The organism is Pseudomonas sp. 8 R 14, assembly GCF_900005955.1.
In the GTDB taxonomy this organism is placed as follows: domain Bacteria; phylum Pseudomonadota; class Gammaproteobacteria; order Pseudomonadales; family Pseudomonadaceae; genus Aquipseudomonas; species Aquipseudomonas marginalis.
Genome location: NZ_CVTH01000087.1, coordinates 59,457 through 85,126 on the forward strand (window position 1 = coordinate 59,457; position 25,670 = coordinate 85,126).

The following is a 25,670-nucleotide window of genomic DNA, read 5'->3' on the forward strand; positions in this document are numbered from 1 at the left end:
TCAACACCCCCGCCTCGGCGCTACCCTGCCATGCCACTGATCATGAAAAGGAGTGTGTGATGAGCGTCGAGACCCTGCCCCTGGAAGGCAGTTGCCGTTGTAACCGGGTGCGCTTCAGCGTGAGCCAGGCGCCGGTGATTACCATGGCGTGCCACTGCACCGGCTGCCAGAAGATGACCGCCAGTGCGTTCTCCCTCAGTGCACTGATTCCCGCCAGCGCGTTCACGGTGACCCAGGGCTGCCCGGTGGTCGGCGGCCTGCACGGGGTCGATCGTCACTATTGCTGCCCGCACTGCATGAGCTGGCTGTTTACCCGCCCCCATGGCATCGATGAGTTCGTCAACGTGCGTGCGACGCTGTTGGATAATGCTGCGGAGTACGTGCCCTTTATGGAAACCTGGACCCGCGAAAAACTGGCCTGGGCTACCACGCCGGCAGTCGAAAGCTTCGAGCAGTTGCCGCAACCCGAGGACTTTGCACGGTTGCTGCAGGCCTATGCCGAATTCAGCGCTCGCTGAGTTCAGTCAATCAAGGCGAGCAGGTCCGTATCGCCCACGTCCTGCCCGGCCTGGGTCAGCAGCGTGGTGACCTGGCCTCGATGGTGGGTCTGGTGATTGAAAAAATGCACCAGCAGGGCGCCGAATGTCTTGCTGGCCGCCGCGCCGCGCATGTTGTGGTAGTGCAGGCGATGGTCGAGGTCGGGTTCGCGCAGGGTGTGCACCCAATCGATGATCAATTGGTCCAGCCAACGCCGCCGGGCGGCGAGTTCACCCAGGTCGGCGAACGCCAGTTGCTTGAGGTCCGACGGCGCGGCGATGCTGTTCAGCGGCGCCAGCGTCGCGTAGCCGGCGGGGTGCAGGGCAAAGCGTTTGAGCCAGACGGTGTCGCCCAACGTGAGATGGTTGAGCGTGCCGAAGACCGAGCCGAAAAACGCTTGGCGGTCCACGCGCAACTCATCGTCCGTAAGCCTGGCAGCCGCGTCATAGACCTTGCGGTTCATCCACTGGTTGTAGGTCGCCAGCAGCGTCATTTGTTCGATACGGTCCACGTGCTCTACCCCTCGTTGGCAATGGTGCCGCCATCATAAGGTAATTACCTGGACGACCCGCCACGGCAACTGCACCGGGAGCAGCAGGCCAGGCCTAAAACCTGAGCGTCGCACCGGTGGTCAGCCATTGATTGCGTTCACCGCCCAGGTCGCGCCCGAGCACCAGGTCTACGTCGACAAACTCCCCGAAGTGCAGGCGCGGCCCTGCTTGCCAGGCCTGGTCACCGCCTTCCTGGCCGTAACGTTCAGCGATCAACGTGAGGGCATCCATCAGTTGATACTCGACGCCGGTGCCCCAGCTCAGGCGCTGGGTTTGCTCGCCGTCGTTGTAGGCATGGGCCCAGCCGGCATTCAGGTTCAAGCGCACGGGCGCCAGCGGTTGCCAGGTCAAGGGGAGGGTGAAGTCGGCGCCGTCGAACCCGTGTCGTCGATCAAGGGCAAGATGCGCCCCGGCGGAGATCGCCATTTCCAGCCCCAGGTCTTGCCGTGACAGCACCTGCGCCTTGAGTTGCGGACTCACCTGGGTCTCGCCCCGGCCTGCGCTGTCGGCCCGTGACAGCGCCGCGCCCCACTGCACCGAAGGCAGTACGCTGAACGTGCACGCGGGAGACAGCGTTGCCGTGTGCGTGTTGCCGGCGTGCCGGTCGGCGCTGTACCAGGCGTCGAGATTGCAGGCACCCGGTGCGTTGATTGCGCCGTCATCGACCACATAGGCGCCACCGGCGGCATGGGCCTTGGACACCAGGGCAATTAACAGGATCGAACCCAGGGTGATACCGATAAACAGCAGGTTGCGCCGCAGCGCCCGCTGTTTTGCCGGCGGCAACAGCAGCAGGGTCTGGCGCGCGCCGCGATAGTGCCGCGCACGGTATTTGGCAAACCCGTCCGGGCGCTTCGGGGTGTGTTTGTTGTGCATGATGCACCTCGCTTGAATGTCAGTTCTCTACGGTCAGCACCGAAATGCCGCTGGCCCTGGCCTGGCAGACCAGCTCCGACGTGTCGTCACCACCTGGCAGCGCGATGACCACATCCGCGCGGCTGTCGGTCAGCATGAAATGGTTGCGCTGGCGCTCCGCCTGCTTGCCGTGGCGTTGCCAGTTGGGCGGGTAGCGCACCACGTCGATGCCGAGTTCCCGCGCCCAGTCCTCGATGGCGCTGCCGAGGAACTGGTTGCCGCCGTGAATCAGCACCTGCACGGGGCGCAGGCGGTGGTAAGCGTCCAGCACTTGGCGGGACTTTTTGCAGTCGGCGTAATGACGACCGGCACAGATCAAGACGCGCATGATCCTATTCCTTGTAATGCACGGTGGCGGCCGGGCGACCGCCACCGTTTAAACGGCGGGGGAACTCAGTACCACTGCTTGAAGCGGCGGATGTAGAGGGTTTTCATCAGTTGGGCCACGCAGCAATAGCTGAGCAGCGTGCCGACCAGCCACGGGAAGTACGCCAGCGGTAGCGGTTGCAGGCCCACCAGGGTGCCCAGGGGCGAGAACGGTACGTAGATGCCCAGCGCAATCACCACGCCGGTCATCATCAGCACCGGCCATGCCGCCGTGCTCTGGAAGAACGGAATCTTGCGGGTGCGCAGCATGTGCACCACCAGGGTTTGCGAGAGCAGGCCCTCGATAAACCAGCCGGACTGGAACAGGGTCTGCATTTCCACGCTGTTGGCGGCGAACACGTACCACATCAGGGCAAAGGTGGTGATGTCGAAGATCGACGAGGTCGGCCCGATCCAGATCATGAAGCGACCGACGTTCCTGGCGTCCCACTTGCGCGGTTTGGCCAGGTACTCCTTGTCCATCTTGTCCCACGACAGGGCCAGCTGGGAGATGTCGTACATCAGGTTCTGCAGCAGCAGGTGAATCGACAGCATCGGCAGGAACGGGATGAATGCACTGGCCACCAGCACCGAAAACACGTTGCCGAAGTTGGAACTGGCGGTCATGTTCAGGTACTTCATGATATTGCCGAAGGTTTCGCGGCCTTTGAGCACGCCTTCTTCCAGCACCATCAGGCTCTTTTCGAGCAGGATGATGTCGGCCGATTCCTTGGCGATGTCCGTGCCGCTGTCCACCGAGATACCCACGTCGGCATCCCGCAATGCCGGTGCGTCGTTGATGCCGTCGCCGAGGAAGCCGACGGTGTGGCCGTTGGCTTGCAGGGCCTTGAGCACCCGGGATTTCTGCAGCGGCGTGAGCTTGGCAAATACCGTGCGCTCCTCCACATGGCGCGCCAGGGTGGCGTCGTCCATAAGCTCGATCTCCACCCCCAACAGCGGCCGGCCTGGTTCGAGGCCGACCTGGCGGCAGATCTTGCTGGTGACCACGGCGTTGTCGCCGGTGAGGACTTTGACCGTCACGCCGATCTGCTGCAGGGCTGCAATCGCCGGGCCGGCGGTTTCCTTGGGCGGATCGAGGAAGGTCAGGAAGCCCTGGATCACCAGGTTGCGCTCATCGGCGGTGGTGTACTGCTGGCGGGCCAGGGCCTTTGGAATGTTGCGCGTGGCCACCACCAGCACGCGGAAGCCGTCTTCGTTGTAGTCATTGGCGATCGCCAGCAACTCCTCGCGGCGGTGCTCATCCAGAGGCACTGCACTGCCGGCCTCCATCACGTGGGTGGCAATGTCCAGCATCTCCTCGACGGCGCCTTTGCACACCAGCAGATGGTCGTGGACAGCGTCCTTGACCACGATGGAGAGGCGACGGCGCACAAAGTCGAACGGCAATTCATCGACCTTGCTGTAGGCAAACGGCAGCTGGAACCTCGGGTTCTGCTCCGAGAACTGCACCACGGCCTGGTCCATCAGGTTTTTCATGCCGCTCTGGTGGTAGCTGTTGAGCCAGGCCAGGGACAGCACCGCATCATCGCGCTGGCCGAAGGCGTTGACGTGATGCTCGAGGATGATCTTGTCCTGGGTCAGGGTGCCGGTCTTGTCGGTGCACAGCACGTCCATCGAGCCGAAGTTCTGGATCGCGTTGAGGCGCTTGACCACTACTTTGCGCTTGGCCATCGCCGTGGCGCCCTTGGCCAGGTTGGCGCTGACGATCATCGGCAGCATTTCCGGGGTCAGGCCCACGGCAACCGCCAGGGCGAACAGGAACGCATCGCCCCAGTCACCCTTGGAGAAGCCGTTGAGGAAGAACACGATCGGTACCATCACCAGCATGAAGCGGATCAGCAGCCAGCTGACGCTGTTCACCCCGCGATCGAATGCGGTCTGTACCCGGGAGCCGACAATCGCCTTGGCCAGGGAGCCAAAGTAGGTGCGCGGCCCGGTCGCCACCACCACAGCTTTGGCGCGGCCGCTGACCACATTGGTGCCCATGAAGCAGATGTTCGGCAGGTCCAGCAGGTTGCCCTGGTCGGCGGCGACCGGCCCGGCGGATTTTTGCGTGACGTCGCCGAGGGTGTCGTACTTCTCCACCGGCAAGGCTTCGCCGGTGAGCACCGCCTGGCTGATAAACAGGTCCCGGGACTCGATCAGGCGGATGTCGGCAGGGATCATGTCACCGGCAGACAACTGCACGATATCGCCGGCCACCAACTCGCGCATCGGCACTTCGCGCAGGGTGGGCTGGCTGCCCACTTGCTCACGGCGCAGCACCGTGGCAGTGGTGCGGACCATGGCTTTCAAGGCTTCGGCGGACTTGGTCGAACGGTGCTCCTGCCAGAAGCGCAGCAGGCTGCTGAGCAGGACCATGGTCATGATGATGACGACCTTGGTGGGATCGGCTTCTTCACCGTCCTGCATCGGCAGCCAGCAGTCGGTGAAAAAGCTGATGCCGCCCAGGGTCAGCAACACGTAGATGAACGGGTTGTTCAGGGCCTGCAGGAATTGCACGATGGCGTGAGGCGGTTTGTCATGGGCCACTTCGTTGTGGCCTTCCCGTTGCAGACGGGCAGTGGCGTCCAGTTCAGTCAGGCCATCCTGGGTGGCGCGTACGTTGGCCAGGGTGGCCGACAGGCCGTTGTGGGCTTCGCGGGCGGCACGCATCGACAGTTTGGTGTCGCTGGCGGTGCCGGTTTTCTTCTGCAGTGGCGTGTTTTTTACGGCGCTCATTGTCTGTGCTCCTGTCGCCAATTCTCGACAAAACATACCCGGTACTTACCTGAATACAGGCGAGCGAAAGCATGCCGAGTCGCTGACTTCGCGATCGGTTTAAATAAGGTGCTTGGATAACTTCTACAGGCGCGTTAGTTATAAGGCGCGCAGCGAACTACAACTGGAAAGTTTCATAAAGAACTCCAGGGACTTAATCAGGAAGTTATTGTTTCAGCGGGATTGAACGGCGCGGGCGCTCAGCACTATCCCAGGCTGAAAAGCGGCGGTCTCTGCGGGTCTTTGGGGGAGGGGGCAACGCAGGGCGTGCGTCGTGGCAGAAAAAACACGCGGGCATGGCAACGCTTGGCTCGCAAGGCTGCGGCCAGTGTGGGTACATCGGGCAAAGCAAGGGTTTGGAAGGTCATAACACACCTCGGGACCGGACGGGCGACCGGCGAGGCAGTTACGGCGGAGCATCAAGCTCCAGCGCAGCTTACCGGACCGGGGAGGCGAGTCCTGTCATGTTCTGGATTGGGCGCCCGACGCCCGCCAGGGCGGTGCTCGGACAGCGACTGGATACTGTGTCCATTGGCTTCTTTTGTGAGGGTTAAAAAAGGCCCCAGTTGCGGGCAGGGGCAATCTACTCAGGCAGTTACAAAATGTCAACGCATGATTAATTAAATAGCCCGGTGTTCAGAGTTCATTCAGACAAGAGGCACTCGAAAGTTACCCGATATATAACTTCATACGCCCTGTGCGGCGAGAACGGCCAGATAGATCAGCACTAAACCGCAGGCGCCATAACTGATGCGTTGCCACATGGGCGATGCATTCTTGCGCAGCAGGTTCACCAGTGCGGCGATCAGAAAGCATGACAGCACCGAAGCCAGCATGAAGCCGGCGAAAAACATCAGCGTCTGCCCATGGCTGGGCGTAGCGCCGACGATGCCTGACAGCGCGCTGCCCAGCGCCCCCCAGTAGACGATGTTTTTCGGGTTGGCCAGGGAAATCGCCGCGCCCACGGCCAGCGCATTTTGTCGGGTGCTGGCCGGTGCATCATCGGCTTCGGGCAAGTGCCAGGCGTCGATCAGGCTGCGTACGCCCAGCCACGCCAGGTACAGCGCGCAGATGATCGTCAGCGGCACGCGCACGGCGTCATGCTGGATCAGCAGTGCGATGCCGGTGAGGCCGATCACTGCCCACACGGCATCGCCTACCAGCGAGCCAAACTGCACCAGCAAGGCGGGTGTGAAACCGTGGAGCAAGCCACGGCGCAACGTCTCCGCCAGCACCGCACCGGGGGAGAGGCAAAACACAAAGCCGAATACCAGTGCGTAAAAAAAGATCGTCAGCATGCCCGCGTCCTTTCAGGAAAGTGCGAGAGCATACGCTGGCAGAGGGATGGGAATCCATATCGCCGCAGCGGATTCATCCAGCCGTCAGGAGGTGGCCATTTCCAGCAGCGCTATGCGCTCGAGTTCGACCTTCAGCGCGCCAGGGCTGAGGCGGGCAAAGGGCAGGGCGAAAAACGCCCGGCAACGGCTGGCGATGGTCTCCAGCGTGGCATCGAATGCCGCCTGGATGCTGGCCTGGTCACCTTGAACCTCCGAGGGATCTGCCAAGCCCCAATGCGCCTTCACCGCCGGCCCGAAATACACCGGGCAGGCTTCGCCCGCCGCCTTGTCGCAGACGGTGATGACCACATCCGGCGGGCTGTCTTCAAATGCGTCATTGCCCTTGCTGTACAAGCCTTCGGTGCGGATACCCGCCGCCTGCAAGGTGCTCAGGCTGCGCGGCAGGACCTGGCCCTTAGGGAAACTGCCGGAGCTGACCGCGGCAAAACCCTGCGGGGCCAGGTGGTTGAACATCGCTTCGGACAAGATGCTGCGACAGCTGTTGGCGGTGCACATGAACAGGACTTTCATTGCGGTTTCTCCGTTAGATGCTCAGGCGCAACGCGAGGGCGGCGAGGGTGATCAGCAGCACCGGCAAGGTCAGCACAATCCCGACCTTGAAGTAGTAGCCCCAGGTGATGGTGATGCCTTTGCGCGCCAGGATATGCAGCCACAACAGGGTGGCCAGGCTGCCGATGGGGGTGATTTTCGGGCCCAGGTCGCTGCCGATCACGTTGGCGTAGATCATCGCGTCCTTGACCACGCCCACGGCATGGCTGGATTCGATGGACAGCGCACCGATCAATACCGTCGGCAGGTTGTTCATCGCCGAGGACAACAAGGCCGTCAGCACGCCAGTGCCCATGGCCGCACCCCACACGCCGTAAGTGGCAAAGGTATCGAGCCAGGTCGCCAGGTAGGTGGTGAGGCCGGCGTTACGCAAGCCGTAGACCACCAGGTACATCCCCAGGGAAAAGATCACGATCTGCCACGGGGCTTCCTTCAGCACCTTGCGCGTGGAGATCTTGTGGCCCTTGGCGGCGATCACCAGCAGGAGTACGGCGCACACCGCGGAAATCGCGCTGATGGGAATGCCCAGGGGTTCCAGGGCAAAGCAGCCGATCAACAGGATGCCCAGCACCCACCAGCCGGCGCGGAAGGTGGCGCGGTCGTGGATCGCGCTGGCGGGGTCTGCCAGGTCGGCGGGGTCGTAGGCCTGGGGAATATCGCGGCGGAAGAACCACAGCAGCACCGCCAGGGTGGCGGCGACACTGACGACGTTGACCGGCACCATGACCGCGGCATATTCGTTGAAGCCGATCTTGAAATAGTCCGCCGAGACGATATTCACCAGGTTCGACACCACCAGGGGCAGGCTCGCTGTGTCGGCGATAAATCCCGCGCCCATCACAAACGCCAGGGTCGCCGCCGGCGAAAAGCGCAGTGCCAGCAGCATCGACATCACGATGGGGGTGAGGATCAGCGCCGCGCCGTCGTTGGCAAACAGCGCCGACACCAGGGCGCCGAGCAGCACCATATAGGCAAACAAGCGCCGGCCACGCCCGCGCCCCCAGCGCGCCACATGCAGTGCCGTCCAGGCAAAGAACCCGGCTTCGTCCAGCAGCAGGCTGATGATGATCAGTGCGACAAACGTCCCGGTGGCATTCCAGATGATGTGCCAGACCGCCGGGATATCCGCCAGGCTGATCACGCCACAGGCCAGGGCCAGGATCGCGCCCATCGTGGCGCTCCAGCCCACTCCGAGCCCCTTGGGCTGCCAGATGACCAAGACGATGGTGAAAATAAAAATGGCGACTGCGACAAGCATGAATTAACGCTCCGGTGGCTCAGCAGCAGGTGCTGGCTCGTTGTGGTCTGTCGCCCATTGCATCCAGACGCTGTGCGTCGCTGTGCAACCATGGCTGGTTGGCTTGCAGGGTGATGTCCAGCACCTGGTTCACCCAATCGGGCAGTGCCGGGTTGACGCGGTAGTAGATCCATTGGCCCTGGCGACGATCCAGCAGCACACCGCAACTGCGCAGTTGCGCCAGGTGGCGGGAGATTTTTGGCTGGCTGTCGTCCAAGGCATGGATCAGTTCGCAGACGCAAAGTTCGCCTTCACGCTGAATCAATAGCGTCAGGCGCGCCCGAGTGGCGTCGGCCAGGCATTTGAACAGGGTGGGCGGTGTAAGGGGATCCGACATGACCATTGCCTATATACATATGGAAATTCGAATATACGTATGTCCATATGTTTCGGTCAAATCCTGTTTCAATTGATATGGATCAAACCTCGGGAAAACTGCCACAAGTGATTGAAATTAAAATGAAACACGAATGTCCTAAAGTGCCTCCCCATTGCTGATGAAGGAAGACCCGCGTGACCCGTGCCACTCGCAACCTGCGCAAAACCCTGGATTCCGTCGCGGAAAATAACGAAACCGCGGCATTCGACCTGATGCGTGCCGTTGAAAAACTCGGCGATGAAGTCCTGCGCCAGCGCTTGCTCAACACCATTCACCGGCTCAACCAGGACGCTCACGAACTGCGTGAAGCGCGGGATTCGGTGGAGCAGGTGTCGGTCAGGCTCGCCTGAGCAAGATCGTTCAAGACAAGCTCCATCTTGCGCTGGCATGCTTGTGGACTGTCTGTCGATGAGCCGTTTCCATGCCTGCTGCCTTACCTCATTACGCCTTCGCTCGCGGTGCAATCGCCGTCATTCCCCTGTCCCTGGCCTGTGCACCCTGGGGGCTGCTGGCCGGTTCCATGGCCATCGATGCGCAATTCACGCCACTGCAAGCCCAGGGCTTGTCCGCCATTGTGTTTGCCGGCGCTGCGCAGTTGGTCGCCATTGGCATGGTCAAGAGCGGTGCCAGCCTGATTTCCATCGTGTTGACCACCTTGCTGCTGACCTCCCAGCACCTGCTGTATGGCATGCACCTGCGCCCGATTCTTTCGCCGCTCAAGACCCGCTGGCGCATGAGCCTGGGCTTTCTGCTGACCGATGAGTTCTTTGCTCTGGTCAACCACTATGACCGTGAAACCTTCAATCGCTGGTACGCCCTGGGCGTTGGCCTGACGTTTTACATCGCCTGGAACCTGTTCACCCTGGCCGGCATCGTGCTTGGCAAAAGCATCCCAGGCCTTGATCAGTTGGGCCTGGAGTTCTCCATCGCCGCCACCTTTATCGCGCTGATCACCCCGGTGGTGCGCGATGTGCCGACGGTGGTCTGCGTGGCGGTGTCGTTGTTGTTTTCCGTATGGTTGAGCTTCCTGCACTGGGAGTCGGCCGTGGTGGTGTCGGGTGTGCTCGGCATGAGCGCAGGGTTTTTCTGTAAACGCCTGGGGGTTGGGCAGCGATGATTTACCTGATGATTGTGGCCATGGGCCTGGTGGTTTTTTTCAACCGTTATCTGTTTATCGAGCCGCGCCTGCCGGTGCGCCTCAACCGTGGGGCACGGGAGTTTCTCGGGTTTGCGGTGCCGGGCATGCTCACGGCGATCTGCGGGCCGATTATTTTCCTGGCTGATCACCAGCTCAACCTGAGCCCGGCCAATCCGTATTTGCTGGCCGGTATCTGCGCCGTGGCGCTGATGTTCTGGACGCGTAACGTATTGATGACCGTGCTGCTGAGCATGGGGTTGTTCTACCTGTTTCGCGGGTGGCTCTGAAGCGCAGGCGAAAAAAAGCCCGCGGGAGGGCGGGCAGAAGGACACTTCTAAAAATGAGCCAGGCCACTATAGGCGGCATATTCTCCCTCCACAGTGAAACAAAATTCATGGGGGCGTCAGTCAGCCTTGCGGCAATGGTACAGTCGCGTTTTTTCCAACGAGGCAATGGCATGCACAAGGTGGTAATGGGCGCATTGGTATTGACGGCACTGGCCGGTTGCGCGGGCTCGAAGATGAACGAGGCGCGCCTGGGGGCTCCCTACAAGGCCATGGCATCGGACAAGGCCACGCTGGTGGTTGCCGAGTGCATCCAGTTTGGCTGGCAGGATGAAAGCGTGTTTGGCGTCGACGCCGGTGGCTTCAAAGAGCCGAACGGGGCCGGTGGTTTCACCGTCTACACCACCGGTGGCGATTACTTCGTCGACGTGCAAAGCGCCGGTGCCGGTTCGTCCGTCAAGTACTACGCCGTTGAAGACACGATGCCGGCCAAGCGTCGCTTGGCGGCACTCGCGACCTGTCTGTAATACGTTGCCTTAGTCATTTCAGGAAACGCCCGGCGGGACAGCCGCCGGACATTCGCTTATGATTCAATCCGCCCGCCCGACATAATGGCTCTTTACCAGTACACGGACGTCGAGGCCTTACCGTCGGGCGGGCACCTTTAGTCTTTATCGCGGCATAAAACCCAAATGCCAGCGCCGGGGAATCTTCAGCGACACCAGCCCCAACACGCCCGCGAATACACCGCTGACCACCAGCGCCCTCAGCCCCATGTGCTGCTCCAGCAGCGCGCCAATCACCGCGCCGACAAACATCCCCGCCCACGGAATCAGTTGCACCCGCCAGCCGTTGCGGCGTTCCCCCAGCATCCAGCGTCCCAGCCCGCGCCCAAAGCGTGACAGTGCCCCGGTCACGTAGGTCAGCCCCACCGGCAAGCCGTTGACCTCTTCCACGGCTGCGTTGAGCATGCCCATCGCAATGATCGCCGCCAGCAGCGCCGGCAAGGTGTCGGCGAAGGGCAGCAAGGCTGCGCCGCAGAGCAAGGTGGCGATACACAGCAATAGGGGCAGGGCATGGCGCCGGCTGAGACGGCCGACCACTACGCCCAAGGCGTTACCGGCGACAAATGTGGCGACCAGCAACAGCAGGCGTGCGGTCAAGCCGAGATCCCCCACACTGATGGCCACGGCCAGGCGCGTGGTGTTGCCGCTCATGAACGAAACAAAGTCGCCGCTGGCCATGAAGCCGATGGCGTCAGTCATGCCCGCCAATACCGAAAGGCTGGCCACCAGCATCAGGCCGACGCGGCCGCGCCAGCGCTTTTGATGGGCCAGTGCGGCATTGGCATAAGGCTTTTTGGGCGAAGGCAGCATAGGGCCGGGTTCCTCGGTGAGATTATCCGGCCACTACCCTAGGACGCTTTGATTGCGCGCGCAATGACCTCAGACACACTCCAGGCGCCAACCCTCAGGTTGCCAGAGCAAGCGGTGGGTTGGCCCGAGCGCCTGGATGAACGCCTCATCATGGGATACAACCATCATTGCCCCGCTGAAGCCCAGCAGCGCCTGTTCAAAGGCGATCACCGATTCCAGGTCCAGGTGGTTGGTGGGCTCATCAAGCAACAGCAGTTGCGCGGGTGTTTCACCCCACAGGGCAATCGCCATCGCGGCTTTCAACCGCTCGCCGCCGCTGAGGTGCACGGTCGGTTGGGTGACCCGCCGGGCATCCAGTTGCAGCAAGGCCAGGCGCGTACGCAGTTCGGCTTCGGGCAGCGGTGTGTCGAGCAGGTTGAGCTGTTCGACGAGGGAGCGTCGGTCATCCAGCAGCGCCTGGTGCTGGTCGATATACGCGCAGGGCACCGGCACCGAGCACTCACCGCTGGCGGGCTGGCAGTGGCCGGCCAGTACCTTGAGCAGGGTGGATTTGCCGCAACCATTCGGTCCTTGCACAGCCACGCGCACCGGCCCTGTGAGGTTGAGTGTGAGGGCGGGATGCTCCAGCCAGGGCAACCGGACCTCCGTCAAGGCCACGACCTGTCGGCCATTGGGCACGACCGACCCCGGCAAGGCCAACAGGGTCGGCGTTTCATCCACCACGCGCTCGTAGGCTTGGCGCACCTGCTCATCCAGCACGTGTTTGTAGGCGTGATGGGCACTGCGCACCGTGCCGACGACTTCGGTGGCGGCGCTTTTCCAGCGCGCCTTGGTAAACCGGTCCACATTGGCTGTCTCTGCGTGCTTGCGGGAGCGCGCCGCCTGGCGTTGCAGGCTGTCATGGTCTTTCTGCACGCGCCGGCGTTCGCGGTTGCGTTCAAGGCGTGCGTGCTCCAGCGCCGCGACGGCGGCGTGTTGTTCGGTGTCGCGCTGCAGGCGATAGGCATCATAGTTGCCGCCGTAGACGTGAGGGCCGAGTGGGGACAGTTCAATGATGCGCCCGAGGGTGTTGAGTATTTTTCGGTCGTGGCTCACCACCACCAGGCCGCCACGCCATTCCTGCAACAGGTGCAGCAGCCACCGGCGGCCGGCGCTGTCGAGGTGGTTGGTGGGCTCATCGAGCACCAGCAGTTGCGGTGCGGCCAGCACGGCGCCGATCAGCCTGAGCCGCGCCAGTTGTCCTCCACTGAGTTGATCGGCCGGCGTATCGACACCCAGCTGCGCAAGACCTGCCGTATCGAGTGCGGCGCGCAAGCGTTCGGCAAGGTCCCAGCGATTGTCGATCAACTCAAGGTCATCGACCTGCGCCGTCCCTGCCGCCATGCGTGCCAGTGCCGCCAGCACGGGCGTGGTGCCCGTCAGGTCAGAGAGGGTGTCTCCCGCTGCAACCGCCATGTCCTGGGGGACATAGGCCACGCTGGCCGAGCGCTTGAGCGAGCCGGAGGAGGGGGACAACACGCCGGCGATCAATTGGGCGAGGATACTTTTGCCCCGTCCATTACGTCCCACAATCCCGGAGGGCGTGTGGTCGATGGACAGGTTCAGGTCGTCCAGCAATGTCTCGCCATTGGCGAACTGGAAGCACAGGTGTTGCAGGGAAACCAATACGGGTAGCCGGTTGACGTCAGTCATCAGCACCTCCAAAAAATGTCGGACAGGCCAACAAGCGCGCCAGGCGGCTCGTTGCAGGTACATTCTGGAAGGCTTAGTGATTCACGTCGGCGGTCGTCCCGGAAGTCAGAGGGGGGCCAAGAGCCTAACCCTCCTTGGCATTGCCGGGCAAGTCGGCGGCCAGTTGTTCAAGGAACATCGCCAAGGCGACTTCCTCGGCCTTCAGGCCTTTGCGCCCCCGTGGCTTGGGCAATCTGGACAATTCGCCCAGGCTGAAATGCTCCAGCACGGCCGGGTGGATATAACACTTGCGGCACACCGCAGGCGTATTGCCCAGTTGCCTGGCAACATCCTTGACCATCGCCACCACATGTCGCTTGGCGTCGGATTCCGGTTGCCATTCCAACTCCCGCAGCACCGCCAGCGCCATGGCGGTGCCGGCCCAGGTGCGGTAATCCTTGGCAGTGAAGTCGGCACCGGTAAGATCGTGCAGGTAGGCGTTGACGTCATGGGAGCTGACGGTGTGCCGCTCGCCGTCTTCGTCCAGATACTGGAACAGGTTCTGCCCCGGTAACTCCAGGCAGCGCTTGACCACCGTGGCCAGGCGCCGGTCCTTGACGCTGACCTGGTGCTCCACGCCACTCTTGCCGCGAAACTGGAACTGGATCTCGCTGCCTTTGACATCCACATGGCGGTTGCGCAGGGTGGTCAGCCCGTAGGATTTGTTGTCTCGCGCATATTGGGTATTGCCGACACGGATCAGCGTGGCGTCCAGCAGCATCACCACCGTGGCCAGGACTTTTTCGCGCGTGAAGCCGGGTTCGGCGATTTGCGATTCGAGCTGTTTGCGCAGTTTCGGCAGGGCGTTGCCGAACTCCTGCAGCCGCGCGTACTTGTCGCTGTCACGCACCTCACGCCAGCGCGCGTGATAGCGGTATTGCTTGCGTCCACGGGCATCGCGGCCGGTGGCTTGCAGGTGCCCGCGCGGGTCGGCGCAGATCCACACATCGGTATACGCCGGAGGGACGGCGAGGGCGTTCAGGCGCTTGATCTCATCGGCATCCCGGATGCGCTCGCCCTTGGCGTCGAAGTACTGGAACTTGCCGCGCACTCGCTTGCGGCGGATGCCGGGCTGGGTGTCGTCAACGTAATGCAGGTCGCGGGGCAGGTCGGCGGGCAGCGCGGAGTCGGGCATGGTGCGGGTTCCTTGGCAACGGATCAGGCCGGTATTCCTGATTGACCGCAGCCGTGTGCGGTCGTGCCAAAAGGTTTCTTATGCCAGCACGGCCACCGCCTTGATCTGCGCCCACAGCGCCTGGCCGGGGTGCAATTGCAACTGGTCGCGGGAGAACCGCGTGATCCGCGCCAGCAACGGCGTGCCATCCGCGTCCAGGCGCACCAGCACATGGGCGCTGTTATCCGCCGCGATCTCCTGGGTAACCGTCACCGGCAGGCGGTTGAGGATGCTGCTGTGCTCTCCGGCGTGCAGGCTGAGGCTGACGTCGCGCGCCTGTACCTTGACCCGCAATGCCTTGCCCAACGCCAGCGGTGCATGGGCCACGCGCAGGTGCTGGGCACTGTCGGGCAGTTGCAGCGTGAGCAGATGGTAGTGATCGTCGTAGGCGCTGACGCTGCCGTTGATCACCACGCCCGCGTCGTCCCCCAACGCCAGGGGCAGGTCGAGCCGCGCCAGGGTGTCGCCGATGGGACCACTGGCCAGGGCCTTGCCGTCGCTGAGCAACACGATGTGATCGGCCAGGCGCGCCACCTCATCCTGAGCATGGCTGACGTATAGCACGGGGATGTCCAGTTCGTCGTGCAGGCGTTCCAGGTAGGGCAGGATTTCGCTTTTACGCTTGCTGTCGAGGGCGGCCAGGGGTTCATCCATCAACAGGAGTCTTGGGCTGGTGAGCAGGGCCCGGGCGATACCGATGCGCTGACGTTCACCGCCGGACAAGTGTTGGGGGTGACGCTCCAGCAGATGGCCGATCCCCAGCAACTCCGTGGCCTGGAGCATATCCACCCGGCGTTGCGAGCGCGGGATGCGCTTGAGGCCGAACTCCAGGTTGGCCCGCACCGATAGATGGGGGAACAGGCTGGGCTCCTGGAACACGTAGCCGAGCGCGCGCTTGTGCGGGGGCACGAACAGGCCGTTGCGGCTGTCTTGCCAGACTTCATCGTTGATCTGGATAAACCCATCTTCGGCCCGCTCCAGCCCGGCAATGCAGCGCAGGCAGGTGGTCTTGCCGGAGCCGGAATGCCCGTACAGCGCAGTCACCCCTCGGCCGGGCACATGCAGGTCCACGTCCAGGGCAAAGCCTGTGTACTTCAAGTTCAGGCGCACATTGATCATCGGCATCAACTCCAGCCCATCCTGGTTTTACGGCTGGAGTAGAGCGCCAGCAACACGAGGAACGCGAACACCACCATGGCGCCGGCCAGCCAATGGGCCTGGGCATACTCCATGGCTTCGACATGATCGTAGATCTGCACCGAGACCACGCGGGTCTTGTCGGGGATATTGCCGCCGATCATCAGCACTACGCCGAATTCTCCGACGGTATGGGCAAAACCCAGGATGGACGCGGTGATAAACCCCGGGCGCGCCAGGGGCAGGATCACCGTGAAGAAGGTATCCCACGGATTGGCGCGCAGGGTCGCGGCCACCTCCAATGGGCGTGTGCCGATGGCGGAAAAGGCGTTCTGCAACGGCTGCACCACGAACGGCATGGAATAGATCACCGAACCGATCACCAACCCGGCGAAGCTGAAGGTGAGGGTGCCCAGGCCCAGCCATTGGGTGAACTGGCCGAAGTAGCCGTGGGGGCCCATGGTCAACAGCAGGTAGAAACCGATGACGGTGGGTGGCAGCACCAATGGCAAGGCCACCACCGCGCCAATGGGACCGCGCCACCATGAACGGGTGCGCGACAGCCACAGGGCAATCGGAGTGCCGATGACCAGCAGGATCACGGTGGTCAGTGACGCCAGTTTGAGGGTCAACCAGATTGCGGAAAAATCGGCACTCGACAGGGGCATTTACTTGCTCAGTTCATAACCGTAGGACTGGATGACGGCGGCGGCTTTCGGCCCTTTGAGGTAGTCGACCAGTGCCTTGGCTGCAGCGCTGTCCTTGCCCTTGTTGAGGATCACCGCGTCCTGTTTGATCGGGTCGTGCAGGGCGGCCGGGACGATCCAGGCCGAGCCGCTGGTGACTTTGCCGTCTTTATAGATCTGCGACAAGGCCACAAAACCCAACTCAGCGTTGCCGGTGGAAACGAACTGAAAGGCCTGGGTGATGTTCTGGCCTTCGACGAGCTTGTCCTTGACCTGCTCGGTCAACCCTTCCTTGGCCAATACCTGGGTGGCGGCGAGGCCGTAAGGCGCGGCTTTCGGGTTGGCGATGGACAGGTGCTTGAATTCATTCCTTTTCAACACCTCGCCCTTGGCGTCTGCATAACCTTCCTTGGCCGACCACAGCGCCAGGGTGCCCACGGCGTAGGTGAAGCGCGAGCCCTTGACCGTGTCGCCTTCGCTTTCGAGCTTTTGCGGGGTGGTGTCGTCGGCACTCAGGAACACTTCGAACGGCGCGCCGTTCTTGATCTGCGTGTAGAACTGCCCGGTGGCGCCGTAGGCTGCGACCAGTTTGTGGCCGGTGTCTTTTTCAAAGTCGGCGGCAATCGCCTGGATCGGTGCGGTGAAGTTGGCCGCTACGGCCACCTGGACTTCATCGGCGTGGGCCGCTGCGGTCGCGAGCAACGCAACCAATGCCGCCAGGCACGTGGGTACAAAGCGAGGGGTATTGAAAGTCATGAACGGCTCCGTTTGAGAAGGTGCAGAACCTGGTGCCGAGTATAAGGGACGGGCGCTGCCAGGCGCTGTATGTATAGGTATATAGCGTAAAAATGGCAAGGGAAATCCATCCTTGGAATCGATGTCGGCGTGCGGTCGAGATTTCCTCCCGTCGACACCCCCATGGCTGACAGCCGGGCGCTGGTCGCAACGCGATAGTGAGCGGCGTATTGATCTGAAACGGAAGCACATCATGGGCAAGGAATACGCTTACATCGACGTGGGCGCGACAAACACCGAGAGCAGCGAGGCTTACACGCAAGCATGGATAGAGCGGGTATTGGCTCAATCCACGCTGGAACCTCAGGCCAAGGCACTGATCCGGGCGGACGCCCTGATCCCCGTCGAATTCTCGGTATTCGATACCGATGACAGCCAGCGACAGCCGATCATTGTCGAGAACGAGTCGTTGCCGCTGTGGCACATCCTCAACGATCGGTTTCCCTGGCAGGCATATGCCGGCAAGCAGCAAAACACCGACAGCGTACAAACCAAAGTCCTGATGCCGTATTTCTACGGTGAGGTGGCACGGGAGCTGAATTTCACGCGATTTTTCCTCGGTCGCATCCGCGTCGGTGGGCAGATCCACGCGGGCTTTTGGGTGCAGCATGAGTTGATGATGCCTTACCAGGCGGTACTCAAGACCGAGGTGGTGGTGCTATCGGTGTGGAACACCCACGCCGAAATGATGGCGGAAATCTGGTTCGACCTGCCTCCCACATCCCGGGGGGCCAACCAATGGCCCAAGGCGATCAGCCTGGAGTGGCCGGGCATGCGCATGGGTGTGCAGTCGGGCAGCCGCTTCGAGTATTCAGCCGATACGAGCCAGAACCGGCTGTGGCTCAAACCCTTCGAAGAGCCGGTGGGGGTTGCGATCTTGAGTATCCTTGCGCGGTGGACACTCAAGGACGTGCAGCTGCCAGACACTCACATAGAGCCCAATCAATTGCTCAAGGTGACCCTTGGCAATCTTCCAGGCGGTGCGCCAGCGCTGGAATACTCGATCACCGTCGCCCAGGAATATCGAGCGTCAGGACGCTGGCAATATTATCTTGCGGTCTATTTGAATCACCGTTGTCCTTGGGTGAACTGCGGGGTGATGGATGAAGAGGGCGTGATCCGCGCACAAAGTGACCAGCAGAATGTCTGGTTCGTGCGCAGCGACGCCTCCCAGGCGTCTTTTTCGATACAGATATTGCCTGGGGACCTGGCGCAGTGGCTGGAGGGCGTGCCGACGTCGATACAGCCGGTTACGCCCCCCAAGGCCTGGCAAAAATGGGACAACCTGCTGAGCAGTGTGTGGAACGCCGAACTCTCCAAGGACTATATCCAGAACCTTATCGAGCGCTGCCTGAACAAGTCCGGGCTGCCGCAACGGACGCAGGATCGGTTCAGGGACGAAAAACGGTTTCGCTATAAATACCAGGTGGGCTACCCGGTCTATTCGGCGGGCATGACCGCCTATGCGCCACCGCGCTACAAGCATTTTTCTTTCTTGCAGGTGCTGACGGGCGAGCCGCAGCGCACGGCGTATTTCCAGGAAACCATCGCCAACATCCATGTCAGCGGGGAACCGCTGTCGAGCGTGGAAGTGCGCACCCTGGGCCGCTTGCGCGACATCCTGTATGAAACCTTTGTCGCCGATATCGACGAACTGGCGCGCAACACCGACTACAAACAACTGTTTGGCGAAACCTGCGAGGCCTTGGCCAAGGTCCGCGCGGCACAGTTCCTGGTCGATGATGCTGAGCAGGATGTGTCCCTGCGTGAACTCGCCCATCGTTTTCTCAAAGGGGAAGTCAAGCCGCGCCTGCTGCTGTTCCGGGAAAAAGTGGTGCCCAATGCGTTGGTGCTCAAGCTCAGTTCACAGAAGGCGCTCCTCATCTCACTGAACATGGCAGAGCTCACTTGGGCGGTGTGGCAGCCCAGCGGTGTGGCGGGGCACCCCAGTGACGACTTGATGCGGTTTATCACGCACCACCTGCCATTTCCGGAAAAACTCAGTGTGGAGCGCTCGGATTTCTATCCGCAGAAAAAGCGCTACGGCTATCACTACCGCCGCGTGCCACCGCAGCCGGTGGCTTTCCGGGAGGTGACGAACATCAACGATGCGCTGTATGAGATCGGTATCGGCGAACTCAAGCACATGATGAATTACGCGGTATTTTCCTCCGATGAAGAGCGGCGCCTGGCGAAATGGGGCCTGTTCAAGGTCGCTACCCGCGCGGTGTCCAGCCTGGTGATAGCGGCGGTCGGTCCCGCTTCGGGCGTCGGGGCTTTGCTGTTGTCCGGCGGTGTCGGCCTGATCGCCAATGTCGCGGACGCAAGCTTCTCCTACCAACTGGCCCGCAGCATGGACCGACCCGAGGATTACGCCGCCTATGTGTATGAGTGCAAGTTGGGCGTCTTGCTGGGCGTGGTGGAGCTGGTTGCCGACGTTACCCTGGCCAGGGGGCAACTGCGCACGCTGTTGAAACGGTCGGCCCAGACCGGGAAGTTGCTGTTGCCGGCCTTGAGATCCCGTGAGCGCCCGGACCCCCCTGTTTCCCTGGAACAGGCGAGCGCCTCCACGTTATTCCTGCCCACATCAGCGGACCTGCTGGGCATGCGCGGTCGTCTGGAAAAGCTTTATCGCGACGCCAATAAGCTGGCCGAATTGGCGGGCGACTCCGAGGCTTCGAGTACAGGCGGCTTCGTTGAGTCCAAGCGCTGTGCGGACTACCTGTCAAGCCAGTCCTGGGGCGTACAGGCTATCGGCGTCTTGCTGTTCGCCGAACCGGACGACCCGCGTCCCCAGTGCCATTTCGCCCTGTCGGTTCGCAATGAAAGTGATGCGGCGGTGCTGGACACGGGGTTGGGGCGCCTGGACCCTTCGGCGCAGCAACTGGCCTATTTTGATTCCATCGCCGGTTGGGAGCAGCGCGTGCAGCAAGCACCGGCGTCGAGCGGCAAATTGGTGGTCTACAAGCTCTACGCCAACGTCATCGAGGCCAGCCATGAGCTCAACACGGTGTTCCGGCTGGGAGTGAGTTGGGGGCGTTTCTTCAATACCGGCAGCTATTCGGTCCTCGCGTGTCCGCAGCGATTTATCACCGCCATCCAACGCCAACTGCCCAGGTTATGGGATGTGCTTTCCCGGGAGCTGCCAGGGGGCGCGTCGCAGCTGACGACGGCGTTGCAAAATACGCCGCAGCCGTTCGATCACGCCGGCCTGTTGCTGCAGGTCAGTAACCTGCGGGGCTTGATCGATGAATCCGAGGATATGTTGCGCCGTACCGTTGGGGTGCCTGTGGTTGGCAACCTCAGGGCGCAACTGCTGGGGGCTTTCCGGAGCTGGCGCCACGAGTCGCTGGAAGAGTATGTGGAGCTGATGGACAGCGTTATCGCAGAAGAGGCGGAGTTGGTGCGCGGAGCATTGGCTCACCTGGACCAGTTGCAATCGGGCCTCGCCAGCCCGATTGCCACGGCGGAGAACGCCCTGGTCGATTGCGTCGACTGGATCGCACTGCGGGCCGGCCAGGAAGACGACGACTGGCGCAGTTTGCTGCGCAGCGAAATCGAACGCTATGTCACGGGGGATCGCGCCAGTGCGGACCTGTGTACAAGGGCGCAACTCGACTACCTGCACCAGACGCTGGCCGCCCATCGCGAAGTGCAGATACACCACGTACTGGGGGCCAGCTACGAACGACTCTCCATGAGCACCGGCCAGGCGCTGTTTGCTATCGGGCTGAAGTTGATCAACGCCATGGCCACCCATCGGCAGTCCGATTGCTTCTTCGCCTTGATCATGACCTGCCAGCCCTACAAGAACAGTAACGAGCACTTCGCCCGCATCATCTACGGTATCCACGCCCTGCGGCAAAAGCGCTTCATGGTACTGACCCAGGCCCACGAAAACCGCCTGAGCGGGCTACGACCTGCGGAACCTGTACCGCTCTAGTCCGGCGTGCGGGTAAGCGTCTTGAGGGCTTGCGCGGCGAGCAGCGTGGTCAGTTCGCGCGTCGACAGTGCGTGCTTGAGCCCGACGGCCTGCCCGGCCCACTGAGAGCCAAAACCGGCTTCCTCCCTGGCCTTCAATGGCATCAGCGCGCCGCCTGCCAGAGGAAAGGCCGGCGCCGCCGGGTTCACCGGGCCCAGCTCACGCATCAGGCGATTCAAGAGGCCACGGGCAGGGCGTCCGGTGAACAGGTTGGTCAGCGCTGTGCCACTGGCCTGGGCCGTCAGCAAGGCCAGATGGTGGGCCCGGCTGAGCGTCGCCTCCGGGGTGAACAGGTACGCGGTGCCGATCTGCACCGCCGAGGCTCCGAGGACGAAGGCCGCAGCAATACCGCGCGCATCGCCGATTCCGCCGGCGGCGATTACCGGGACGCTCACTGCGTCCACCACTTGCGGGACCAGGGCCAGCGTGCCGATCTGGCTGCTCAGGTCCGAAGCCAGGAACATTCCCCGATGCCCGCCGGCCTCATACCCCATGGCGATAATCGCGTCGCAACCGTGCCGCTCCAACCAGATCGCTTCCTCGACCGTGGTGGCCGAGGACAGCACCTTGGCCCCGGTCGCCTTGACACGTTCCAGCAGGCTTTTTTCCGGCAGGCCGAAATGAAAGCTCACGACCTCGGGGCGGTGTTGCTCCACCACTTCGCAACTGGCGACGTTGAACGGGGCGCGATTGGAGACCGGGGTCGGCGCATCAAAATCGGCGCCCAGTTCGCGGTAGTAGGGTTCCAGCAAGGCCTTCCAGTGGCGATTGCACTCCTCATCCGGCTCCGGCGGCTGATGGCAGAAGAAATTGACGTTGATAGGCCCGGTACTGGCATGGCGCACGGTGGCCAGGGTTTCATGCAGTTGCTCGATGCTCAGCATCGCCGCGGGGATCGAACCCAGCGCACCGGCCTGGTTGGCGGCAATCACCATGGCGGCGCTGGTCGCACCGGCCATCGGTGCCTGGATGATGGGCACGTCGATGCCCAGCAGGTCGAGAATACGGGTGTCTGGCCAGGTGCTCATGGGACGTGTCTCCAGTATCAGTGAGGCTTGTCGCTGTTTTAACAGGGCCCTTGGCACCCGGCCAGTCTGTTTTATTCACTGGACGAGGGACGCTTTTCGTGCGCGTCAGTGGTCTCTTTCCCGCTCCAGCAGCTGCCGCTTGCGTTCAACCCCCCAGCGATAGCCGGATAGATCGCCATTGCTGCGCACCACCCGATGACAGGGGATCGCTACCGCCAGGCTGTTCGCCCCGCAGGCCTGGGCCACCGCGCGAAAGGCCTTGGGCGCGCCGATGCGTTGGGCGATCTGCCCATAGCTGGCCGTGCTGCCCACCGGAATCTCGCGCAGGGCCTGCCACACCCGTTCCTGGAACGCGGTGCCACGCAAGTCCAGTGGCAAGTCCAGGCCCAGGGCCGGCGCCTCGATAAAGCCCACCACCTGCGCGATCAGTTGTTCGAAACGGCGGTCGGCCCCCACCAGGTTGGCCCTGGGGAATTGATCCTGCAGGTCGCGCACCAGTTTGTCCGGGTCATCCCCGAGCAGAATCGCACACACGCCACGGGCGCTCTGCGCCACCAGGATTGCACCCAGCGAGCATTGCCCGACGGCGAACAGAATATCGTTGTTGGTGCCGCCGGCCTTGTAGTCGCTGGGCGTCATGCCGAGCCGTTGGTTGGCCGACTCATAAAAGCGGCTGTTGGAATTAAAACCGGCTTCATACAGCGCGTCGGTTACCGAATGCGGGCCCTTGAGCCCCTCGCGGACCTTGCGTGAGCGATGGGCGCTGGCGTAACCCTTGGGGGTCAAGCCGGTCACGCCTTTGAACACCCGGTGGAAATGGAACGGGCTCAGGCCGGCCCGGCTCGCCAGCGTGCTGAGGCTGGGCGCGGTGTCGGCGTGTTCGATCTGCCGGCACGCGTCAGCCACCAATTGCGCATGCTGCGCAGCCAGTTGTGTCTGGTCACCGGCTGCGCGTTTGCTGGCGCGATAACCGGCGGCCTCGGCCTGTGCCGGGGTGTCGAAAAACTCGATATTTTCCGGGCGGGGCAATCGCGAGGCGCTGCTCGGGCGGCAATACACACCGGTGGTTTTCACGCCGTAGACGAACAGCCCATCGGCTTTCGGATCGCGGGCAAGAATCGCAGCCCAGCGCGGATCTTGTTCGGTAGTCATGGTTGGCACTCTTGACGGATCCTGGCCAGATTAGCCGTGCTGCAGTGGCCTGGCACTCCGAAGCTTGCGGTCAAATCAGCCGGCGGTGCGAAAAGTGAGGTTGATACGTTGCGGGCCCATGATCGGGTGCACGCCTTCCTTGATCGGCATCACCCCATGAAAGCGCAGCCGATCGACCCCGCCCCAGACCACCACATCACCATGGAACAGCGAGACCTTGCGGGTCTTGTCACTGCGGGCGTGGCCACCGAACAGGAAAACTGCCGGCAGTCCAAGGGATATCGACACGACGGGCTCGCTGTAGCGACGTTCATTCCTGTCCTGGTGCAAGGACATTTTCGCGCCCGGAACATAACGGTTGATCAGGCAGGCGTCGGGGGCAAAGTCGACAAACCCGGCGTCTGCCGCGGCTTCTATGGCCAGTTGGCGCAAGGTGTCCGGCAGCGCTGGCCAGGGTTGCCGGGTGCGAGGGTCCAGGGGCGTGTAGCGGTAGCCGCTGGCGTCGCTGGTCCAGCCCAGCGCGCCGCAACTGCTCAAGGCCGCCGACATGGTAAAGCCACCGGGCGTAACCATTTGCCGAAATGGCGATTGCGCCAGCACACGGCGCAGTTCTGGCAGAAGGCGCTCAATACAGGGCAGGGCATAGCCCCTTAACACGTAGGACTGTTCGCCGATCTGCTCACGTGCTGCGGGTTGTTGCAGGGCGTCATCGGCGAACAGGTCATCAGTGGGGCCGGGCATTGCCTTACAGCGCCTTGCTCACGTTGATGTCGCTGATGACATCGCTGGCATCGTGGATTTTCGCCAGGGCTTGCAGGGCCTCTTCCACGCTATTGTTCGTCAGTTGGGCGAACTCAAAGCGGCGTTCGCCGTTGAGCTTGTACTTGATCACGTATTTGGTGGTAGCAGTCACGGTGATTTCCTCTGGCGTCTTCGAGTCAGCTCAGCTTGGTGCTGGTGCGACGTACGATGCGAATCTTGTGGGACAGCGCCGGCTTGCGGGTGACGCTGATCGCGCGACGCGTCACCACGTCCAGGGTGATGTTCCAGAACCCGGTGCTGGGTGCGGTGATCTTGGCGGGGAACTTGTCGAAGGCGCCGCCGTGGTATGTGTGGCGACCGCCATTCTTGAAGCTGCGAAAGTTCGCGTCGCTCATCAGGCGAATATTGCAAGTCTGCGAGCATTCGATGACGACAATGTCTCCCTCGTTGAGGTGCTCGCGCTGGTGGATAAATTTCATGAGGGTGTCTCCAGAAGGGCTTTTTCTGCAAAATCAGAATGATACGTAGGTTAAGATAGAGTTTATCAGCCCCAGCGCGTTTATTATCGGCCCGTCTTCAACGGCGTCGACAATTTAAAACAGTTATTTACCGAGTTATCAGGGATAAATCCTACGTGGGCGGGAGAAAATTACCATCTCCGCTGTCGTAGGGTCTTTATTGGAGGTTTTGTATGAAGTGGAGTGTGTTGGTTCTGGCCTTGGCGATAGGTGGGTGTGCTTCGGTTGCAGATATCAAGCAGACCCCGCCGACGTTGGCCGTCATTTCCGGGAAAAAACCCCAGGAGTATGCCGCGTGTGTGGTAAGGAAACTGTCGGCTACTCGTCGGCCGCCGCAGATTGAACCGCATAAAGATGGTGTGCAGGTTATCGTGCCGCAGAAATTTTCCGCCGATCCTTCGGCTATTTTCGAAATTGAAGAGCGCTCCAGCGGTAGCAGCATCAAGCTCTACGAGAGCATGTCCAACGTGCCGATCCGCCCGGGTGATGTGAAAAAAGCCGGGGAAGAGTGCATTTCCGGTTGAGGCCGCTGGGGAAAGCCGATATGAAGCGTGAACACGTCAAGGCCCGCCATGCCGAGGGTGAAATCTCGGCCACCCATGTCATCCAGAACCCAGCCGACCTGGGTGAGTGGATCGTCTTCTTCAAGAAAAGCGGAGGTCGCAGCTTTTTTCTGGTGGATGATCAGGATGAAGTCGAGTCCTTTGCCAGTCTTGACGAGCTGAGCGAAATCCTTCGGGAACTGGGGATCAAATTCGCCGAGATCCACCTGTAACCCGCGGGGTTACTTGCAGACCACCACCACACTGCGACTTTTGTAGTTGCCCACATCCTTGCCCAGAGTCTTGTCATCTTCGCTCAGCGCGGGTGTGCCCTCGGTGCCGATGATGCGATAGCCGGTGCCTGCGCAGGAGGCATCGGCTTTTTCGTAGCAACTGGCCCAGGAGTTGGCTTCGCCTGAACAGTCGATGGTCAGGCCTTGCTCGCCGTTCTTGAGGTAGACATCGGATGTGGTGGTGCAGCCGGCGAGTGCCAGTACCGCAGTCAGTGCCAGAAATTTGTTCATGTGTGTTCGTCGTCGAGGGTGTGGGAGGGGCGCTGACACTGTCGTGGGGCGTTTCTTGAAGATTATAGCGAACTGCCATCTAGGTACAGGCAAAACCAAAAAAGCCCC

28 protein-coding genes are annotated in these 25,670 nt (G+C 61.9%); 8 read left to right on the top strand and 20 right to left on the bottom strand.

All coding sequences use genetic code 11. From position 1 onward, the window contains the following. The first annotated feature begins 59 nt into the window (after positions 1 to 59). The gene (locus tag BFQ01_RS25855) at positions 60 to 518 is read left to right on the top strand and encodes a GFA family protein (RefSeq protein WP_065927465.1); all 459 of its coding nucleotides are present in this window, start codon (positions 60 to 62) and stop codon (positions 516 to 518) included. Between the two features lie 2 nt (positions 519 to 520). Here BFQ01_RS25855 and BFQ01_RS25860 read toward each other — a convergent pair whose 3' ends face one another. The 8 genes from BFQ01_RS25860 to BFQ01_RS25895 form a co-directional block, all read right to left on the bottom strand. Further along, on the bottom strand, positions 521 to 1,048 hold the full coding sequence (locus BFQ01_RS25860; RefSeq protein ID WP_065927466.1) for a DinB family protein: 528 nt from the start codon (positions 1,046 to 1,048) through the stop codon (positions 521 to 523). Positions 1,049 to 1,142: 94 nt separating this feature from the next. Continuing rightward, the gene (locus tag BFQ01_RS25865; protein WP_065927467.1) at positions 1,143 to 1,964 is read right to left on the bottom strand and encodes a hypothetical protein; all 822 of its coding nucleotides are present in this window, start codon (positions 1,962 to 1,964) and stop codon (positions 1,143 to 1,145) included. A gap of 19 nt (positions 1,965 to 1,983) precedes the next feature. Further along, positions 1,984 to 2,331 (bottom strand): DUF2493 domain-containing protein, encoded by a 348-nt coding sequence (locus BFQ01_RS25870; RefSeq protein ID WP_065927468.1) that lies wholly within the window; start codon positions 2,329 to 2,331, stop codon positions 1,984 to 1,986. 65 nt (positions 2,332 to 2,396) lie between these two features. Next, on the bottom strand, positions 2,397 to 5,111 hold the full coding sequence (gene mgtA / locus BFQ01_RS25875; protein WP_065927469.1) for a magnesium-translocating P-type ATPase: 2,715 nt from the start codon (positions 5,109 to 5,111) through the stop codon (positions 2,397 to 2,399). A gap of 725 nt (positions 5,112 to 5,836) precedes the next feature. After that, entirely contained in the window at positions 5,837 to 6,448 is a 612-nt protein-coding gene (locus BFQ01_RS25880) for a LysE family transporter (protein ID WP_027606610.1), read from the bottom strand. 84 nt (positions 6,449 to 6,532) lie between these two features. Further along, positions 6,533 to 7,018 (bottom strand): arsenate reductase ArsC, encoded by a 486-nt coding sequence (locus BFQ01_RS25885; protein WP_065927470.1) that lies wholly within the window; start codon positions 7,016 to 7,018, stop codon positions 6,533 to 6,535. A 13-nt stretch (positions 7,019 to 7,031) separates the two neighbouring features. Beyond that, positions 7,032 to 8,315, bottom strand: coding sequence for an arsenic transporter (locus tag BFQ01_RS25890; protein ID WP_065927471.1), 1,284 nt, complete (start codon positions 8,313 to 8,315; stop codon positions 7,032 to 7,034). A 19-nt stretch (positions 8,316 to 8,334) separates the two neighbouring features. Continuing rightward, complete coding sequence (locus BFQ01_RS25895) at positions 8,335 to 8,691, bottom strand: metalloregulator ArsR/SmtB family transcription factor (protein ID WP_065927472.1); 357 nt, start codon at positions 8,689 to 8,691, stop codon at positions 8,335 to 8,337. 176 nt (positions 8,692 to 8,867) lie between these two features. Here BFQ01_RS25895 and BFQ01_RS25900 point away from each other — a divergent pair, with 176 nt between their 5' ends. The 4 genes from BFQ01_RS25900 to BFQ01_RS25915 all read left to right on the top strand — a co-directional run bounded on the left by BFQ01_RS25900 (position 8,868) and on the right by BFQ01_RS25915 (position 10,682). Next, positions 8,868 to 9,083, top strand: coding sequence for a hypothetical protein (locus tag BFQ01_RS25900; RefSeq protein ID WP_025856028.1), 216 nt, complete (start codon positions 8,868 to 8,870; stop codon positions 9,081 to 9,083). A gap of 71 nt (positions 9,084 to 9,154) precedes the next feature. After that, positions 9,155 to 9,850, top strand: coding sequence for an AzlC family ABC transporter permease (locus tag BFQ01_RS25905; RefSeq protein ID WP_027606606.1), 696 nt, complete (start codon positions 9,155 to 9,157; stop codon positions 9,848 to 9,850). Next, positions 9,847 to 10,158, top strand: a complete 312-nt coding sequence (locus tag BFQ01_RS25910) for an AzlD domain-containing protein (protein WP_065927473.1) — start codon at positions 9,847 to 9,849, stop codon at positions 10,156 to 10,158. The genes BFQ01_RS25905 and BFQ01_RS25910 overlap by 4 nt, the downstream gene beginning before the upstream one ends. A 170-nt stretch (positions 10,159 to 10,328) precedes the next feature. Next, positions 10,329 to 10,682: a hypothetical protein gene (locus BFQ01_RS25915; protein ID WP_027606604.1), complete on the top strand. Its 354-nt coding sequence runs from the start codon at positions 10,329 to 10,331 to the stop codon at positions 10,680 to 10,682. 144 nt (positions 10,683 to 10,826) lie between these two features. Here BFQ01_RS25915 and BFQ01_RS25920 read toward each other — a convergent pair whose 3' ends face one another. The 6 genes from BFQ01_RS25920 to modA all read right to left on the bottom strand — a co-directional run bounded on the left by BFQ01_RS25920 (position 10,827) and on the right by modA (position 17,015). Further along, a complete protein-coding gene (locus BFQ01_RS25920) occupies positions 10,827 to 11,531 on the bottom strand; it encodes a YoaK family protein (RefSeq protein ID WP_065927474.1) in 705 nt (234 codons plus the stop codon). 69 nt (positions 11,532 to 11,600) lie between these two features. Beyond that, entirely contained in the window at positions 11,601 to 13,223 is a 1,623-nt protein-coding gene (locus tag BFQ01_RS25925; RefSeq protein ID WP_065927475.1) for an ABC-F family ATP-binding cassette domain-containing protein, read from the bottom strand. A 124-nt stretch (positions 13,224 to 13,347) separates the two neighbouring features. Next, a complete protein-coding gene (locus BFQ01_RS25930; protein WP_065927476.1) occupies positions 13,348 to 14,397 on the bottom strand; it encodes a DNA topoisomerase IB in 1,050 nt (349 codons plus the stop codon). A gap of 78 nt (positions 14,398 to 14,475) precedes the next feature. Then, positions 14,476 to 15,555 (bottom strand): molybdenum ABC transporter ATP-binding protein, encoded by a 1,080-nt coding sequence (gene modC / locus BFQ01_RS25935; protein ID WP_065927785.1) that lies wholly within the window; start codon positions 15,553 to 15,555, stop codon positions 14,476 to 14,478. A gap of 5 nt (positions 15,556 to 15,560) precedes the next feature. After that, positions 15,561 to 16,241: a molybdate ABC transporter permease subunit gene (gene modB, locus BFQ01_RS25940; protein ID WP_065927477.1), complete on the bottom strand. Its 681-nt coding sequence runs from the start codon at positions 16,239 to 16,241 to the stop codon at positions 15,561 to 15,563. Further along, positions 16,242 to 17,015: a molybdate ABC transporter substrate-binding protein gene (gene modA, locus BFQ01_RS25945; protein WP_065927478.1), complete on the bottom strand. Its 774-nt coding sequence runs from the start codon at positions 17,013 to 17,015 to the stop codon at positions 16,242 to 16,244. It lies immediately after the preceding gene. Positions 17,016 to 17,247: 232 nt separating this feature from the next. Here modA and BFQ01_RS25950 point away from each other — a divergent pair, with 232 nt between their 5' ends. Further along, positions 17,248 to 20,997 (top strand): hypothetical protein, encoded by a 3,750-nt coding sequence (locus tag BFQ01_RS25950; protein WP_065927479.1) that lies wholly within the window; start codon positions 17,248 to 17,250, stop codon positions 20,995 to 20,997. On the opposite strand, the gene BFQ01_RS25955 is transcribed toward BFQ01_RS25950, so the two are convergent. From BFQ01_RS25955 to BFQ01_RS25970, 5 genes are all read right to left on the bottom strand, one after another. Further along, a complete protein-coding gene (locus BFQ01_RS25955) occupies positions 20,994 to 22,064 on the bottom strand; it encodes an NAD(P)H-dependent flavin oxidoreductase (protein ID WP_065927480.1) in 1,071 nt (356 codons plus the stop codon). The genes BFQ01_RS25950 and BFQ01_RS25955 overlap by 4 nt on opposite strands. A 105-nt stretch (positions 22,065 to 22,169) precedes the next feature. Beyond that, the gene (ada, locus tag BFQ01_RS25960) at positions 22,170 to 23,216 is read right to left on the bottom strand and encodes a bifunctional DNA-binding transcriptional regulator/O6-methylguanine-DNA methyltransferase Ada (protein ID WP_065927481.1); all 1,047 of its coding nucleotides are present in this window, start codon (positions 23,214 to 23,216) and stop codon (positions 22,170 to 22,172) included. A gap of 75 nt (positions 23,217 to 23,291) precedes the next feature. After that, positions 23,292 to 23,957, bottom strand: a complete 666-nt coding sequence (alkB, locus tag BFQ01_RS25965) for a DNA oxidative demethylase AlkB (RefSeq protein ID WP_065927482.1) — start codon at positions 23,955 to 23,957, stop codon at positions 23,292 to 23,294. A 4-nt stretch (positions 23,958 to 23,961) separates the two neighbouring features. Continuing rightward, complete coding sequence (locus BFQ01_RS32650) at positions 23,962 to 24,129, bottom strand: hypothetical protein (RefSeq protein ID WP_162844264.1); 168 nt, start codon at positions 24,127 to 24,129, stop codon at positions 23,962 to 23,964. Between the two features lie 25 nt (positions 24,130 to 24,154). Next, complete coding sequence (locus tag BFQ01_RS25970; RefSeq protein ID WP_003173824.1) at positions 24,155 to 24,457, bottom strand: DUF1883 domain-containing protein; 303 nt, start codon at positions 24,455 to 24,457, stop codon at positions 24,155 to 24,157. 212 nt (positions 24,458 to 24,669) lie between these two features. On the opposite strand from BFQ01_RS25970, the gene BFQ01_RS25975 reads away from it, so the two are divergent. Further along, positions 24,670 to 25,020 (top strand): hypothetical protein, encoded by a 351-nt coding sequence (locus BFQ01_RS25975; protein WP_027606592.1) that lies wholly within the window; start codon positions 24,670 to 24,672, stop codon positions 25,018 to 25,020. 20 nt (positions 25,021 to 25,040) lie between these two features. Further along, positions 25,041 to 25,271 carry a hypothetical protein gene (locus BFQ01_RS25980; RefSeq protein ID WP_027606591.1) on the top strand — a complete coding sequence of 77 codons (231 nt, stop codon included), beginning with the start codon at positions 25,041 to 25,043 and terminating at the stop codon, positions 25,269 to 25,271. Positions 25,272 to 25,280: 9 nt separating this feature from the next. Here the strand turns inward: BFQ01_RS25980 and BFQ01_RS25985 are convergent, their stop codons facing one another. After that, positions 25,281 to 25,562: a hypothetical protein gene (locus tag BFQ01_RS25985; protein WP_065927483.1), complete on the bottom strand. Its 282-nt coding sequence runs from the start codon at positions 25,560 to 25,562 to the stop codon at positions 25,281 to 25,283. Positions 25,563 to 25,670: the final 108 nt, after the last annotated feature.